The sequence below is a fragment of the Methylorubrum sp. GM97 genome, assembly GCF_024347855.1.
GTDB classification, from domain to species: Bacteria; Pseudomonadota; Alphaproteobacteria; order Rhizobiales; family Beijerinckiaceae; genus Methylobacterium; species Methylobacterium extorquens.
In genome coordinates this window covers 2,062,964-2,075,886 of record NZ_AP025942.1, presented here as the reverse complement: position 1 = coordinate 2,075,886, position 12,923 = coordinate 2,062,964, and the positions used below count along the sequence as shown (strand labels likewise).

At 69.5% G+C, this 12,923-nt stretch carries 12 protein-coding genes and 1 other RNA gene; 7 read left to right on the top strand and 6 right to left on the bottom strand.

The features are described from left to right. The first annotated feature begins 75 nt into the window (after positions 1-75). Positions 76-399, top strand: coding sequence for a hypothetical protein (locus MSPGM_RS09735; protein WP_003606467.1), 324 nt, complete (start codon positions 76-78; stop codon positions 397-399). Positions 400-421: 22 nt separating this feature from the next. Here the strand turns inward: MSPGM_RS09735 and MSPGM_RS09730 are convergent, their stop codons facing one another. The 4 genes from MSPGM_RS09730 to MSPGM_RS09715 all read right to left on the bottom strand — a co-directional run bounded on the left by MSPGM_RS09730 (position 422) and on the right by MSPGM_RS09715 (position 5,616). Then, a complete protein-coding gene (locus tag MSPGM_RS09730; protein WP_043708233.1) occupies positions 422-1,786 on the bottom strand; it encodes a hybrid sensor histidine kinase/response regulator in 1,365 nt (454 codons plus the stop codon). A 10-nt stretch (positions 1,787-1,796) separates the two neighbouring features. Then, positions 1,797-2,993, bottom strand: coding sequence for an FIST N-terminal domain-containing protein (locus MSPGM_RS09725; protein ID WP_003606464.1), 1,197 nt, complete (start codon positions 2,991-2,993; stop codon positions 1,797-1,799). A gap of 177 nt (positions 2,994-3,170) precedes the next feature. Continuing rightward, positions 3,171-3,779 (bottom strand): glutathione S-transferase family protein, encoded by a 609-nt coding sequence (locus MSPGM_RS09720; protein WP_003606463.1) that lies wholly within the window; start codon positions 3,777-3,779, stop codon positions 3,171-3,173. A 298-nt stretch (positions 3,780-4,077) separates the two neighbouring features. Beyond that, a complete protein-coding gene (locus MSPGM_RS09715) occupies positions 4,078-5,616 on the bottom strand; it encodes a YifB family Mg chelatase-like AAA ATPase (protein ID WP_012752626.1) in 1,539 nt (512 codons plus the stop codon). Between the two features lie 149 nt (positions 5,617-5,765). Between MSPGM_RS09715 and MSPGM_RS09710 the strand changes: the two genes are divergently transcribed. After that, positions 5,766-6,026, top strand: a complete 261-nt coding sequence (locus MSPGM_RS09710) for a PepSY domain-containing protein (RefSeq protein ID WP_003607156.1) — start codon at positions 5,766-5,768, stop codon at positions 6,024-6,026. A 34-nt stretch (positions 6,027-6,060) separates the two neighbouring features. Here MSPGM_RS09710 and MSPGM_RS09705 read toward each other — a convergent pair whose 3' ends face one another. Continuing rightward, positions 6,061-6,549: a DUF5991 domain-containing protein gene (locus MSPGM_RS09705; protein WP_003607157.1), complete on the bottom strand. Its 489-nt coding sequence runs from the start codon at positions 6,547-6,549 to the stop codon at positions 6,061-6,063. Between the two features lie 102 nt (positions 6,550-6,651). Here MSPGM_RS09705 and ffs point away from each other — a divergent pair. The 4 genes from ffs (at position 6,652) to MSPGM_RS09685 (ending at position 9,616) form a co-directional block, all read left to right on the top strand. After that, an RNA gene (gene ffs, locus MSPGM_RS09700) (signal recognition particle sRNA small type) lies at positions 6,652-6,750 on the top strand. 55 nt (positions 6,751-6,805) lie between these two features. Further along, the gene (locus MSPGM_RS09695) at positions 6,806-8,686 is read left to right on the top strand and encodes a DNA polymerase III subunit gamma/tau (protein ID WP_012752625.1); all 1,881 of its coding nucleotides are present in this window, start codon (positions 6,806-6,808) and stop codon (positions 8,684-8,686) included. 89 nt (positions 8,687-8,775) lie between these two features. Further along, a complete protein-coding gene (locus MSPGM_RS09690; RefSeq protein ID WP_003601785.1) occupies positions 8,776-9,099 on the top strand; it encodes a YbaB/EbfC family nucleoid-associated protein in 324 nt (107 codons plus the stop codon). A 382-nt stretch (positions 9,100-9,481) separates the two neighbouring features. Then, complete coding sequence (locus MSPGM_RS09685; RefSeq protein ID WP_003601786.1) at positions 9,482-9,616, top strand: hypothetical protein; 135 nt, start codon at positions 9,482-9,484, stop codon at positions 9,614-9,616. Between the two features lie 36 nt (positions 9,617-9,652). On the opposite strand, the gene MSPGM_RS09680 is transcribed toward MSPGM_RS09685, so the two are convergent. Then, on the bottom strand, positions 9,653-12,067 hold the full coding sequence (locus MSPGM_RS09680; protein ID WP_012752624.1) for a GumC family protein: 2,415 nt from the start codon (positions 12,065-12,067) through the stop codon (positions 9,653-9,655). Between the two features lie 221 nt (positions 12,068-12,288). Between MSPGM_RS09680 and MSPGM_RS09675 the strand changes: the two genes are divergently transcribed. After that, positions 12,289-12,867, top strand: coding sequence for a polysaccharide biosynthesis/export family protein (locus tag MSPGM_RS09675; protein ID WP_003601790.1), 579 nt, complete (start codon positions 12,289-12,291; stop codon positions 12,865-12,867). The last annotated feature ends 56 nt before the right edge of the window (positions 12,868-12,923 follow it).

Here is a 12,923-nt window from a genome sequence, read left to right as displayed (position 1 = left end):
GTTTCCGCGAGCGCGTGCCGCCCCGGAAAACCCTGTCACCGCCTCAGGTTCGCCGTCCCAGGGTCCGCTCGTCCCATGCGTCGCGTCCTCCTCGCCAGCCTCACGACCCTTGCCGTCCTCGCCGCCCTCCCCGCGCTGGCGGAGAGTCCGGAGGGTGTGCGCCACGCGGCGTGGCAAGTCTGTCTCGACGAGGCGTTCGCAGAGCAGATCCGCACCACCAGCCGCAGCTTCGCCGCCACCAAAGCGGTTTCCACCTGCCGGGACCGCGAGGAGGCCTATCTCGGCGTGCTCGCCGGATCGCCGCTCCTCGACGGCGACGACGTCACCCGCATTCGCCCCGCCCTCGTCGCCCGCGCCCGCGACCGGCTGATGGGCGAGCGGCGTTTCAGCGCCCTCTGAACTCCTCCGGCAACTCGACCGCTCACGCCAGCATGTAGGCGAGCAGCGAGCGCAGTTGCGCCGGCTTGATCGGCTTGTGGACGAGTTCGGCCCCGGTGGCTTGGGCGCGGGCGGCGATGTCGGCGCCGTGGTCGGCGGTGGTGAGGATCACCGGCGTCACCCAGCCCCGGTTGCGCCGCAGGTAATCCACAACGTCGAGGCCGCAGGCGCCGTTGTCGAGGTGGTAGTCGATCACCATCACGTCCGGCCGCGCCAGACCGGCACCGAGGGCGGCCACGACGCCCGCCAGATCGCGAAACACCTGCACCTCGGCATCCCAGTTGCGCAGGAGCCGCTGCAGCGCCTCCGCCGTGGAGGCGTCGTTCTCGATTGCCAGAACCCGCGCGCCCGTCAGCGCTGTCGCCAGCGGTGCCAGGGTCACCCGAGGGTCCGGACGCTGGGTGGCGAGCGGCAGGGTGAGGCTCAGCCGCGTGCCGTGGCCGCTGCGGGAATGCAGCTCGATGGCATGCCCCAGGGTCGAGGCCATGCGCTGCACGATCGATAGGCCGAGCCCGAGGCCGATCCCGCCATCGTCGCACTCGCGCGCGCCGCGAAAGAACTCCTCGAAGACCAGCGCCCGCTCGGCCTCGGGAATGCCGCAGCCGGTATCGACCACGTCGATCCGGCAGAGCTTGTCCCGCCGCCGCGCTGCGATCAGCACGCCGCCGCTCTCGGTGTAGCGAATCGCGTTCGAGACGAGGTTCTGGAGGATGCGCTGGAGCAAGATCCCGTCGGTCTCCACCACGATGTCGGCGCAGCGGGTGACGAGGCGCAGCTCCTTGCGCTCGGCGAAGGGCCGGAAGCTGGCCTCGATCCCGGCCACGAGGTCGGCGAGCCGCACCGGCTTGATCACGGGGCGCACGATGCCGGCATCGAGCTTCGAGATGTCGATGAGCGCCTTGATCAGGTCTTCGATCGTCTCCAGGCCGCGCTCGACCTGCCGGGCGATCCCCTGCGCTTCCGGCCCCGGCGCGAGGTCGGTCAGCGCGGAGAGCGAGAGCCGGGCGGCGTTGAGCGGCTGGAGCAGATCGTGGCTGGCCGCGGCCAGGAAGCGCGTCTTCGAGCGGTTGGCGGTCTCGGCCTCTTCCTTGGCGGCCTGCATCGCCGCGTTCGAGCGCTCCAGGCTGTTCATCAGCGCGGTCAGCTCTTCGGTGCGGGCGCGGACGCGGCCTTCCAGCATGATCGCGGTCTGGAACAGCGAGTAGGCGCCGCCCTGCTGATCCATGGTGCGCTCGACATGGGCCATCAGCGCCGCGTTGATGCGCTCGAGCTTGGCCACGCGATGCGTCAGGGCCTCGATGGTCTGCGGTTCGGAGGGCGGTTCCATCCAGAGGCCTGGGCGGTTCATCGGGCCGTCGTCACGTCGCGATCTTCGCGCCGCGGGGCTCCGGCGTCTCAGCCCGGCCGATGGCGATGCCGGTAAAAGTCTGGTTCAGGTGCATCGAGCGGTACTGCTCGCCATAGGTCTCGAAGCCGACCACGCCATAGCGCCGGTACAGGTCGGCGATGCGGTGGCGCACCTGCCGGCTCTCGGCATCGAGCCGGCGAAACACGCAATCGAAGCCGATCACGAGGTCAAGCCCGCCGAGCGACGCGTCGAGGCTTTCGAGTTCGGCCCGCGTCGCCTCGACGATGTCGCGGGGCTGCGCCAGCGTCAGCACCACGCCCTCGCCGATAGCGCAGAAGAAGGTCATCGAGCCGTCCGGCTCCACCCGGCTGATCGAGCGGCAGTAATATTCCCCGCCGATCTTCACCGCGAGCGGGTAGGCGGCAAAGCTCATCGTCGAGAGGTTTTCCGGGTCGAGCCCTACCGCCATGGCGTATTCGCGCGCCGCGGGCTCGGCGTTGAGTTCGGTGACGCGCCGCTCGTCCTCGCGGGCGGCGGTGACCACGAATTTGCGGTTGGTCGGCTCGAAATTGTCGCTCTTGAAGATCCGGATCGGGAAATCGGTCTCGACCAGAAGGATCACCGCCGCCTCGCGGCAGACTTGGCCCTCGTGGATCAGCACCGTGCTGCGGAAGGCGAGGTCGTCGCCGGCCGAGCCGCCGATCAGCGGGATGCCGTCGAGCGCCCAGGCTACCGCCGAGACCACCGTCTCCTCCGCGTTGGCGAGCGAGTCGATCAGCGACAGGGCGAAGCGGTGGCCGCTGCCGCCGTCCGGCCGCCCGCCGTCGAGGGTCCGGCGCAGGCCGCGCACGGTCGAGGCCGCCCCCTCCACGTCGAGCCGGGCGATGTCGGTGAGCAGGCCCGAAACGATGCGAAAGCCCTGGCGCGGGAAGGCGATGGCGACGAGGCCGCGGTCGATCGAACCCGCCGGGCTGATCCCGCCGGAGGTGGAGCAGCCGGTGAGCCCGACGCCGGGAAACTGCGCCGCGAGCGCGGCGGTGAGGGTTTCCGCGTCGTAGGCCGGCGAGAAGAAGACGATCAGATGGCCGACGACCGCACGGTCGACGGCCCCCGCCACGGCCGCGACCGCGTCCAAAGCCTCGCCCGCATCCGTCCAGGCCGTCTGGATTCCGCACAGATGCCCGCGCATCTGCGTGCCGTGCGCCACCGCCTCGCTCCCTCGCACAGGGTCTGTTCCGGCAGGCCGGCCGCCCCTGACATATTGTGCACGACTATGTCCGCGGTGCAGGGGCGTGGCAATGGGCGGGGCGGGGCTGTGTGAATGCCGGCGGCAGACCCCGACCCTTCCGGGACATCACGGACAGGATCCCGCACAATCCTCCCATCACTTCAGCAAGGCGCGCTGAAATCCGGGACGGGCTCGGCAACGCGCAAGGTAGTCTTGGATGACAGGCGCGTATGTCTCGACGGCGCGAAGCGCCTGGCCAAGTCCGAGGGCATAGACGACGGACACATCCGCTGCCGTGAATGCGGATCCCGCGAGATAGTCATGCTCCTCAAGGCGGCTCTGGATGGCCGGCAGCCGCGCACGGAAGATGGTCCGAGCAGCCTCGACGCCCGCATTTTCTCGCTGATCTTCAGGGCCCATGAACCAGCAATGTGCAACGACCGTCATCGGACCCGCGAGACTGGCCTCTCCGAAATGGAAATACTGGAGATATGAAGGATAGGCGGTCTCCGATGGCTGCGGCGCGAGGGATGTGGGCCCGTAGCGCGCAACCAGATACTCGATGATGGCAGTGGATTCGCTGATCACGACATCGCCATCCCGCAGGACGGGAATGGAGCCGGCCGGGTTGAGACGCATGAACTCGGCATCGGAACGATGTCTCGGGAAATCGACGAGGCGGACCTCGTAAGGCAGCCCCATCTCCTCAAGCATCCACAACACCCGAAGCGAGCGGGTCCGCGGTGCGTGAAACACGGTGATCATAACCGAGCCTCTCCCAGGCCAAGACGATTGCGATGCCCTCAGACGACGGAGCCCTGCCCTCGTCCGCCTCAGTGGGCGGCCTTAGAGCGCATTCCGACGAAATGGTCACCGGTTCGCCGAAAGAATGGGTGTCAAAACAAGGACCTAGAAGCGCGGGCCCGATGCAGTCCGATCGGATACGGCCTGCGCGCCTCTGAAGCCCCGGTCAGCGACCGTTCTCGCGCTGGCGAGGACGCGCCGCGCTCGTCTTGTGAGAGACACTCGAACGGGTTCGAGCAACGCCCTCCGGATCTCGCCCCTAAGCCGCGGCCGCCGGCTGCTCGCCCCGGGCCCGGTAGGACAAAGCCTCGGCCAGATGCAGCCGCCGCACCTGCGCCTCGCCGTCGAGGTCGGCCAGTGTCAGGGCGACCCGCAGCGTGCGGTGGAAGCCGCGGGCGGACAGCCGCATGGTCTCGGCCGCGTGGCGGATCAGCGCCGCCCCCTCGGCATCGGGCGCGGCGGCGGATTCGATGACGGTCGCCGGGCAGGTGGCGTTGGTCGTGGCGGCCGGCAGGCCGAGGGCGGCGTAGCGCGCGCTCTGGAGGGCGCGGGCCGCAGCGACCCGCGCAGCGGCCTCGGCCGAGCCTTCCGCGGGCGGCGGCACGATCAGGTCGGCCGCGGTCACCGCCGCGACCTCGATCCGCAGGTCGATCCGGTCGAGCAGCGGCCCGGAGATGCGGGCGCCGTACTGGGCGACGCAGCGTTCGTTCGGCCCCCGGCGGCAGGCATAGCCCGGCTCCAGCGCCATGCCGCAGCGGCACGGGTTCATCGCCGCCACGAGCTGAAACCGCGCCGGGTAAGTCGTCCGGTGGTTCGCGCGGGCGATCATGATCTCGCCCGTCTCCATCGGCTGGCGCAGGGAATCGAGCACCTGCGGCGTGAATTCGGGCAACTCGTCGAGGAACAGCACGCCGCCATGGGCGAGCGAGGCCTCGCCGGGCCGCGCATTGAGCCCGCCGCCGACCAGAGCCGCCATCGAGGCGGAATGGTGCGGCTGGCGGAACGGGCGCCGATTCGAGAGGGCGCCACCCTTCAGCTCGCCCGCGACCGACTGGATCATCGAGACTTCGAGCAGTTCGCGCGGGCCCAAGGGCGGCAGGATCGAGGGAAGGCGCGCGGCCAGCATCGATTTGCCGGCGCCCGGAGGACCGTTCATCAACAGGTTGTGGCCGCCAGCCGCCGCGATCTCCAGGGCGCGCTTGGCGCCCTCTTGGCCCTTAATGTCGCGCAGATCCGACATAGGCCCGGCGGGTGCCGCCACCGCGGGCTGCGGCCGGGCCATCACTTGGCTGCCCTTGAAGTGGTTGGCGAGCTGGATCAGCGAGCGCGGCGCCAGCACGTCCATGTCGCCGGCGGCCCAGGCCGCCTCGGGCCCGGTCGCGGCCGGGCAGATCAAGCCGAGGCCGCGCCCGTTGGCCGCCATCGCCGCGGGCAGCACGCCGGCCACCGCGGTGATCGAACCGTCGAGCGCGAGCTCGCCGAGCACGCAATAACCGCCGAGCGCGTCCGCCGGCAGCGCGCCGATGGCCCCCATCACCGCGAGCGCGATCGGCAGGTCGTAATGCGAGCCTTCCTTGGGCAGGTCGGCCGGAGCGAGGTTGACCGTGATGCGCTTGGCCGGCAGCGCCAACCCCGAGGCGATCAGCGCCGAACGGACCCGCTCGCGCGATTCCGCCACCGCCTTGTCGGCCAGGCCGACGATGGTGAAGGCGACGGCGCCCGCCGCGATCTGCACCTGCACATCGACGGCACGCGCCTCGATCCCCTCGAAGGCGACGGTGGCGACGCGCGTGACCATGGTGCTGCGGCAAGCTCCGAACCCGGAGGTTGCAACCTAGGCGGCACTACGCGCGCTGGCAATCATGAGCGGGGCCGTATCGAGACGGGCAGGAACAACCGGGACGATCAACGGTTCGCCCGGCGTCTCTCTCAGTATTGGAGCGTCTCATGTCCTTCCGCCCCCTCGCCGCCTTCGCCATCGGCTTCGCTCTTCTCAGCGGTCCGGTGCTCGCCGACGAGAAGCTGCCGCCCGACCAACAGGCCAAGGTCGAGGACATCCTGAAGAAGGAGGGCTTCACCAAGTGGAAGGAGATCGAGCTCGACGACGGCATGATCGAGGTGGATGACGCCATCGACGCCAACGGCAAGCAGTTCGACCTGAAGCTCGACCCGAAGACCTTGGAGGTCGTGAAGCGCAAGGCGGAGTGACGAACCCGCTCCCGGAGAGGTCGCCTCTCCGGGACTACCGCACCCTTTTGAAGTAAGCGCCGCGATCGGCCACGCCCTGCCCGTCCGGCTTGAGGCCCTGCCAGCGCGTGACCAACGCCCCACCCTTGGCAAGGGTGAAGAGGGGCTGGCCCGGCTTGTAGACCGCCACCCCGTACCTGTTGACCGTTCTGCCATCGCCGTAGCGATCGAACGTCAACGCGAGATCCTGCCCCTCCCGGCGGGTCCGGCAGCGGAGCGTCTCGTCGGCCTGGAAGCCCCGCACCGTCAGAACGCATCCGTCGCTGACATCGGGCGGCAGCAGGACGAGGTCGTAAGTCACGACGATGTCCGTGCCGCCGGCCGTGCGGCCGGCCGCGTGCTCGTAGCGGTAACGGCCCTGCCAATCTTTTGGCGCCCCCTCCTGTGCCGGCCCTCCGGCCCGATCCTGCGCGCCGGCGGGCACGGACAGGCTCGCAAGCAGCGCGAGGACGGTGAGGCGCACCGGGATCGTGGTCATCCGCATGGCCTTTCCCTGCCTTGGCCTCTCTCTTTCCCGAAGCATGGCGGTGCTGTCGGAGGGAGGCAACCCGCTTGCATCCCGCCGCGCGGGCCGTCATATACGGCGCGGGAGGTTGGCGAGGGACGTTTCACTCGCCAACCGGGTCAGGTCCGGAAGGAAGCAGCCCTAACGAGACCGAGCGGGTCTTCGTCCAGCCTCCCACCCTCGCCGTCCGCTTGAGCTGGACGGCCCGGCCTCTTCCGAAAATCCGAACGGCGGCATGGACGAGACGCACGGCACGCTCACCGACGAGCCGGGCCTGCCCGGCATGCCCACCCCCGCGCCCGTGCCGGCCACGACGCCTTACCGGGTGTTGGCGCGAAAATATCGCCCTCAGACCTTCGATGACCTGATCGGCCAGGGCGCCATGGTGCGCACGCTGGGCAACGCCTTTGCGGCCAACCGCATCCCGCAGGCCTGGATGCTCACGGGCGTGCGCGGCGTCGGCAAGACGACCACCGCCCGCATCCTCGCCCGCGGCCTCAACTACCTGCGCACCGGCCAGCCGGATACCGGCCCCACCGTGTCGATGCCGGAGCTCGGCCAGCACTGCCAGGCGATCATGGAATCCCGGCACATGGATGTGCTGGAGATGGACGCGGCCTCGCATACCGGCATCGACGACGTGCGCGGCATCATCGACGGCATCCGCTACTCGCCGGTCTCGGCCCGCTACAAGGTCTACATCGTCGACGAGGTCCACATGCTCTCGGAGAAGGCATTCAACGCCTTCCTGAAGACGCTGGAGGAGCCGCCGCCCCACGCCAAGTTCGTGTTCGCGACCACCGAGATCCGCAAGGTTCCGGTGACGATCCTGTCGCGCTGCCAACGCTTCGATCTACGCCGGGTCGAGGCCGACGTGCTCGCCGCCCACCTGAAGAAGATCTGCGCCGCGGAAGGGGTGGAGGCCGAGGACGAGGCGCTCGCCGCCGTCACCCGCGCCGCCGAGGGCTCGGTGCGCGACGCGCTCTCGCTGCTCGATCAGGCCATCGCCCATGGGGCGGGCGCGGTCTCGGCTGCGGGTGTGCGCGACATGCTCGGCCTCGCCGACCGTTCACGCATCGTCGATCTGTTCGAGGCCGTGATGCGCGGCGACGTGCCGGCCGCCTTCGCCGAGATCCGCGCCCAGTACGACGCGGGCGCCGACCCGGCGGTCGTGCTCTCGGACCTCGCCGGCTTCACCCATCTCGTCACCCGCCTCAAGCTCGTGCCGGGGGCCGAGGCCGACCCCACCTTAAGCGAGGCGGAGCGCGTGCGCGGCGTCGCGTTTGCCGGGCGCCTGCCGGTGCGGGCCCTGTCGCGGGCGTGGCAGATCCTGCTGAAGGCGCTGCCCGAAGTGCAGGCCGCGCCCCGCCCGCTCGCCGCCGCCGAGATGGCGATCGTGCGGCTCGCCTATGCCGCCGACCTGCCGACGCCCGACGAGGCCCTGCGCCAGCTTCGGGCCGACATCGCCTCGTCCGAGGGCAACGGCGCCGCTCGCCCGAGCCTCGGACGCGACGGCGGCTCCCCCATGGCCTCGCACGGCTCGGCCGCACTGCAGATGGCGCCGCCCGCCCCGCAGCCCTCGCCTCGGCCGACCCTGGCCGCGGTGCCCTCCCCCGTCTCCGCCGCGGCGCCGCAACCCGCATCGCGCCCGGCTCCGGTGGCCCCGGCCGGTCCGCGGCTCGGGCGCTTCGAGGACGTGGTCGCCCAGGCCGAGGCCGCCCGCGACATCGCCCTCAAGGTGGCGCTGGAGCGTGACGTGCATCTGGTGCGCTTCGAGGAGGGGCGGATCGAGTTCCGACTCGCCCCCGGCGGCCGGCAGAGCCTCCCGACCGATCTCGCCCGCGCCCTCGATGCCTGGACCGGACGGCGCTGGCTGGTGGCCCTCTCCAAGGAGCAGGGTGCGCCGACGCTCGCGGAAAACACGCGGGCGGCCGAGGAAACGCGCCACCAGAACGCCGCCGCCCACCCGCTGGTGCGGGAAGTTCTGTCGCGCTTCCCCGGCGCACAGATCGTCGATGTGCGAGACAAGGCGCCGGAGACCGACAGCGCCGATGCCGCGGCGAACGGCGCCGGGCCGGCAGCCCCTCCGCCCGAAGAGACCGACGACGACGCCTGAGGCTCATGCCTCACCCTGGCAAGCTCGGGCCCCTGCGCCTAAGTGCGGGGAGCCGACCCTTTCTCGACCGGAACCGGAGCGAACCCACCATGCGCGACCTCATGGGCATCATGAAGCAGGCCCAGGCCATGCAGGAGAAGATGGCCTCGGTTCAGTCCGAGCTCGAAGCGGTCGAGGTGTCGGGCGCCTCCGGCGGCGGCGCCGTGACCGTACGGATGACGGCCAAGGGTCAGGTGCTCGGCGTTTCGATCGATCCAAGCCTGATGGTCGCCGACGAACGGGAAATCCTTGAAGACCTGATCGTCGCCGCCTGCAGCGACGCCCGCGGCAAGGCTGAGGCGACCGCCCAGGAAAAGATGGCGGAGCTGACGAAGGGTCTGCCGCTGCCGCCCGGCATGAAGCTGCCGTTCTAGGGTTGAGCCGACAGGATCGACGGCGGGTTGTGTTCAGTCCGCCAGCAAAGGTCGTGGCGTAGGGTGTGCGGCGTTCTGCCGCATACTGTCATGAAGGCAAGATCGATCGCTCTCATACGGAACTCGCCCTTGGAATTAAATCGATAAATCAGGGACTTGCCTCGATCCGGCCATGGCACGTAAGGGGTGCCGCCAAGTCCGACATCTGAACGTTGGCCGAACGAGGCGACACAACTATAAATTTTGTTAAAGCAGCTATTTCTCTGAGCAGGCAAGGTGATTGGGCCGGGTCGAACGCGGCCCCCCTTAGCGAGGCTCGGCGGTTCCGCCGGTCCCTCCGATCTGGACCGGCGGAACCACCGCCCTGATTCGGGGAGATACCGTGCCAATCCTGCTCTCGGTTTCCGCGATCGCCGCGGGCGTTGCTCTCGCGGCCCTTGTGGAGACCAACCTCTGGGCCCTGCGCATCGCCGCTGCGATGGCCGCGGCGGAAGACGAGCATGGGACAGGTTGCTGAACCGGCGCCCCGCCTCTTCGAAGGTCCGTCGGTGCGTCAGGCCGAGAGCCGCAGAGACGTCCCTTCCAGGCTCGGCGTGAGGTCCGCGTCCTCGCCATGCCGGGCAACCACCACCCGGGCCACACCGGTTTCCTTGGCGAGGCGATAGAGCGAGACCAGATCCGGGTCGTCGGACGGAGCATCCGAGGCGATCACGATCGAATCCATGCAGGGTCCGACCGCGGGAATGAGTTCGGCACCGTCCTCGGCATGGCGCGCATCGAGGCGGCACAGCACCCAATCGTAACTCTGCGACAGGGCGTTGAGCCCGATGGCGAGGCCTTGCGGCTCCTCCACCAGCACATCGAGAGGCGCGGCGCCGCGCTTCACCGCGTGGAGACGCGAACCCCGCACCGGCTGGATCACGTCGAGGAAGTCGGCCGCACCGGCCACCAGATCGGTCAGTCCCGGCTCGGACGGCCCGGAGACGACGCCGTTCACATCGACCAGCAGCGTCTGGTAGCGCGGACCAAGCACCCGGGCGAGATTGGAGGCGAGGCCGGGCGTGCCGTCGGCGCGCGGGGTTTCGACCACGAGCACACAGCCCCCCTTGGACGGACCGGCCAACGGCCCCTTGCCCTGCCCCTCGCCCTGCCCCTTGCCCGTTCCGTTCTCCAGTCGGGCGATCAGCCCGTCGAGATCGGCAGAGGAGGCGGAGGATTTGGCGGGGACGCCGAGCCCTTCCTTGTCCGTTTTCGCCGCATCCGCTTGCGCGGCCGCCTCGGCTCCGATCGGCGCCGTGCTGGCGAAGACCGGGTGATGAACTGTTGCTGTCGCCCTCAGGGAATGGGCAAAGGCGAGGGCCGGCGCGAAGCGTTCCGCCGCCGAGGCCGGATAGGCCCCGCCATAGACCGGCTCGTAGACAGGGCGGCGCGACGGGGGCGGCTCCGGCTCGGGGTAGAAGTCGCGCGGGCGATCGGTCCGGGTGCTTTGAACGAGGGGCTCTCCCTCATCCCCGGTGCGGTCTCCGCCCGGCCCGGCCGGCGTGACGAGGAGATGGCGGCCGATGACCCCTGCGCTCGCGAGCAGGAAGGCCAGCATCGTGGCGAAAGCGACGATCGGCAGCTTCTTGGGGAAGGACGGCAGATCGGGCACGATCGCACGGGACACCACGCGGGCATTAGCCGGGCTGGCATTCTCGGCGTCACGCGCGGCGGCCTCGCGGTAGCGGGCGAGATAGGATTCGAGCTGTTCGCGCTGGGATTTCGCCTCGCGCTCCAGGGCGCGCAGCTCCACCTCGCTGGTGTTGCCCTTGGCGACCACATCCTGCTGTCCCTCGACCGCCGCGCGCAGGCTCTCGACCCGAGCGCCCGCGATCTTGGCGTCGTTCTCGAGGGTGCGCACCACCCGCTCGGCGGCGGCCTTGATCTGATTCTCGAGATCCTGGACCTGGGCCGTCAGCTCCTTGATGCGCGGGTGGGCCGGCAGCAGCGTGCGCGATTCGAGAGCGAGTTGCGCACGCATCGCCATGCGGCTCTCGACGGTGCGCCGAATCAACTCGTTGTTGGCGACATCGGGGATCTCGAAGGCACGGCCCTCCTTGATCATGTCCTTGAGGAGCTTGGCGCGGGCGGTCAGGTCGGCTTGGATCGTGCGGGCCTGCGAGAGCTGGCTCGACAATTCGGAGAGCTGCTGGGACGAGAGCGGCTGAGCCGCCGCGCTGCTGCCCGTGCCGATCAGGCCGTGCTTGGCGCGGAACGCTTCGACCTTCGCCTCGGCTTCGGCCACGCGGGCGCGCAGGTTCGCGATGTTGTTGCCGAGCCAGGTCGAGGCGTAACGGGCGGTATCAACGGAGGCCGCCTCCAGCGAGGCGAGATAGAGGTCCGCCACCGTGTTGGCGCCGCGCGCGGCGAGTTCGGGATCGCGCGAGCGGAACTCGACGGCGAGGATGCGCGACTTGCCGACCGGATAGACCAGCAGATGGTCGAGGTAGCTTTCGAGGATGCGATCCTCGGACGGACGATCCATCGGCGCCGAGACGAGCCCGAGCATCATCAGCGTGCGCCGGATCGCCGAGCTGCCCTCGGCCTCCGGATCGAATTCGGGATTTCCGACCAGCTTCAGGCTGCGAATCGCTTCGCGGGCGATGTCGCGCGACATCGCCACCTGGACTTGGCTCGCGACGGCCTGCTCGTCGATCGGCTGGGTCTGGTCCGTCCGCTCGGCGGCGGTGCGGGCGAAGGCGGGATCGCGGCTTTCCAGCAGAACCTTGGCTTCGCCGGTGTAGCGCGGGGTCACCACCTGCACGAAGACGCCCGCCCCGATCGCTGCCACGAGCGTCGGCACGGCGATCCAGGCCCAGGAGCGGCGCAGGACGCCGCCAATCTGCGCCACCGCCAATCCATCGCCGGGCCCACCGGGCCCGCCGGAGGGCGGAAGAGACGGATCGGTCGACAGCCTGAGGCGCGGCATGGGCAGTCTTTACGAAGGCAGGACGCGGATCGGGGTGATCGATCCGTCTTGGGTCAGTTGAGGTCGTTAAGGTTGACTTCCCGTTAAGAGCCGCAGCCGGCCGTCGTCGGCATTCGAGACGAGAGGCCGAACTCGAGTTGTGATTCCGGTCGGTCGCGCGGCCGGATCAGCATTCGTTAACCATGCGCCGTTAAGTAACGCCGAGGTTCTTCACAACGGCGATGGCGATGCAGCGGCGCGCATTTCTCCTGGCCCTTCCGTCCGTCCTCGCGCTCGGCGGCTGCCTGCGTCCGGATTTCCGGACCGTCGATCTCGATGCCACCGGCACCGGTTCCATCGGCACGCGCTACTCCCTGGCGGCGGGCGACAAGCTTCGGGTCATCGTGTTCGGGCAGGACAACCTGTCCAACATCTACGCGGTCGATGGCGGCGGGCGGATCGCGATGCCGCTGATCGGCGTGGTTCAGGTCGGCGGGCAGACGACCGCGCAGGCCGCCCGGCTGATCGAATCGAAGCTCGCCGCAGGCTATGTGCGCGAGCCGCACGTGACCGTCGAGGTCGATGCCTATCGGCCCTTCTACATCCTCGGTGAGGTGACGACCTCGGGGCAATACCCTTACGTCAACGGCATGACCGTCGAGACGGCCGTGGCCATCGCCGCGGGCTTCGGCCCACGGGCGGCACGCGACTACGCGGTGCTGACCCGCGAGGGTCAGGGCGGGCTCATCAACGGCATCGTCCCGATGTCCTACCCGGTGCGGCCGGGCGACACGATCGTCGTCAAGGAGCGGTTCTTCTGAGCCGGCCCATCGCGGCGTTCACCAACCCCTAACCGCGATCCACGAAAGCCGGCCGG

What these genes read in the sequence shown, in the direction of transcription:
- MSPGM_RS09705 (WP_003607157.1), bottom strand. Translation starts at nt 6,549, where the DNA reads ATGCGGATGACCACGATCCCGGTGCGCCTCACCGTCCTCGCGCTGCTT.
- MSPGM_RS09695 (WP_012752625.1), top strand. Translation starts at nt 6,806, where the DNA reads ATGGACGAGACGCACGGCACGCTCACCGACGAGCCGGGCCTGCCCGGC.
- MSPGM_RS09715 (WP_012752626.1), bottom strand. Translation starts at nt 5,616, where the DNA reads ATGGTCACGCGCGTCGCCACCGTCGCCTTCGAGGGGATCGAGGCGCGT.
- MSPGM_RS09675 (WP_003601790.1), top strand. Translation starts at nt 12,289, where the DNA reads ATGGCGATGCAGCGGCGCGCATTTCTCCTGGCCCTTCCGTCCGTCCTC.
- MSPGM_RS09690 (WP_003601785.1), top strand. Translation starts at nt 8,776, where the DNA reads ATGCGCGACCTCATGGGCATCATGAAGCAGGCCCAGGCCATGCAGGAG.
- MSPGM_RS09730 (WP_043708233.1), bottom strand. Translation starts at nt 1,786, where the DNA reads ATGAACCGCCCAGGCCTCTGGATGGAACCGCCCTCCGAACCGCAGACC.
- MSPGM_RS09735 (WP_003606467.1), top strand. Translation starts at nt 76, where the DNA reads ATGCGTCGCGTCCTCCTCGCCAGCCTCACGACCCTTGCCGTCCTCGCC.
- MSPGM_RS09710 (WP_003607156.1), top strand. Translation starts at nt 5,766, where the DNA reads ATGTCCTTCCGCCCCCTCGCCGCCTTCGCCATCGGCTTCGCTCTTCTC.
- MSPGM_RS09680 (WP_012752624.1), bottom strand. Translation starts at nt 12,067, where the DNA reads ATGCCGCGCCTCAGGCTGTCGACCGATCCGTCTCTTCCGCCCTCCGGC.
- MSPGM_RS09720 (WP_003606463.1), bottom strand. Translation starts at nt 3,779, where the DNA reads ATGATCACCGTGTTTCACGCACCGCGGACCCGCTCGCTTCGGGTGTTG.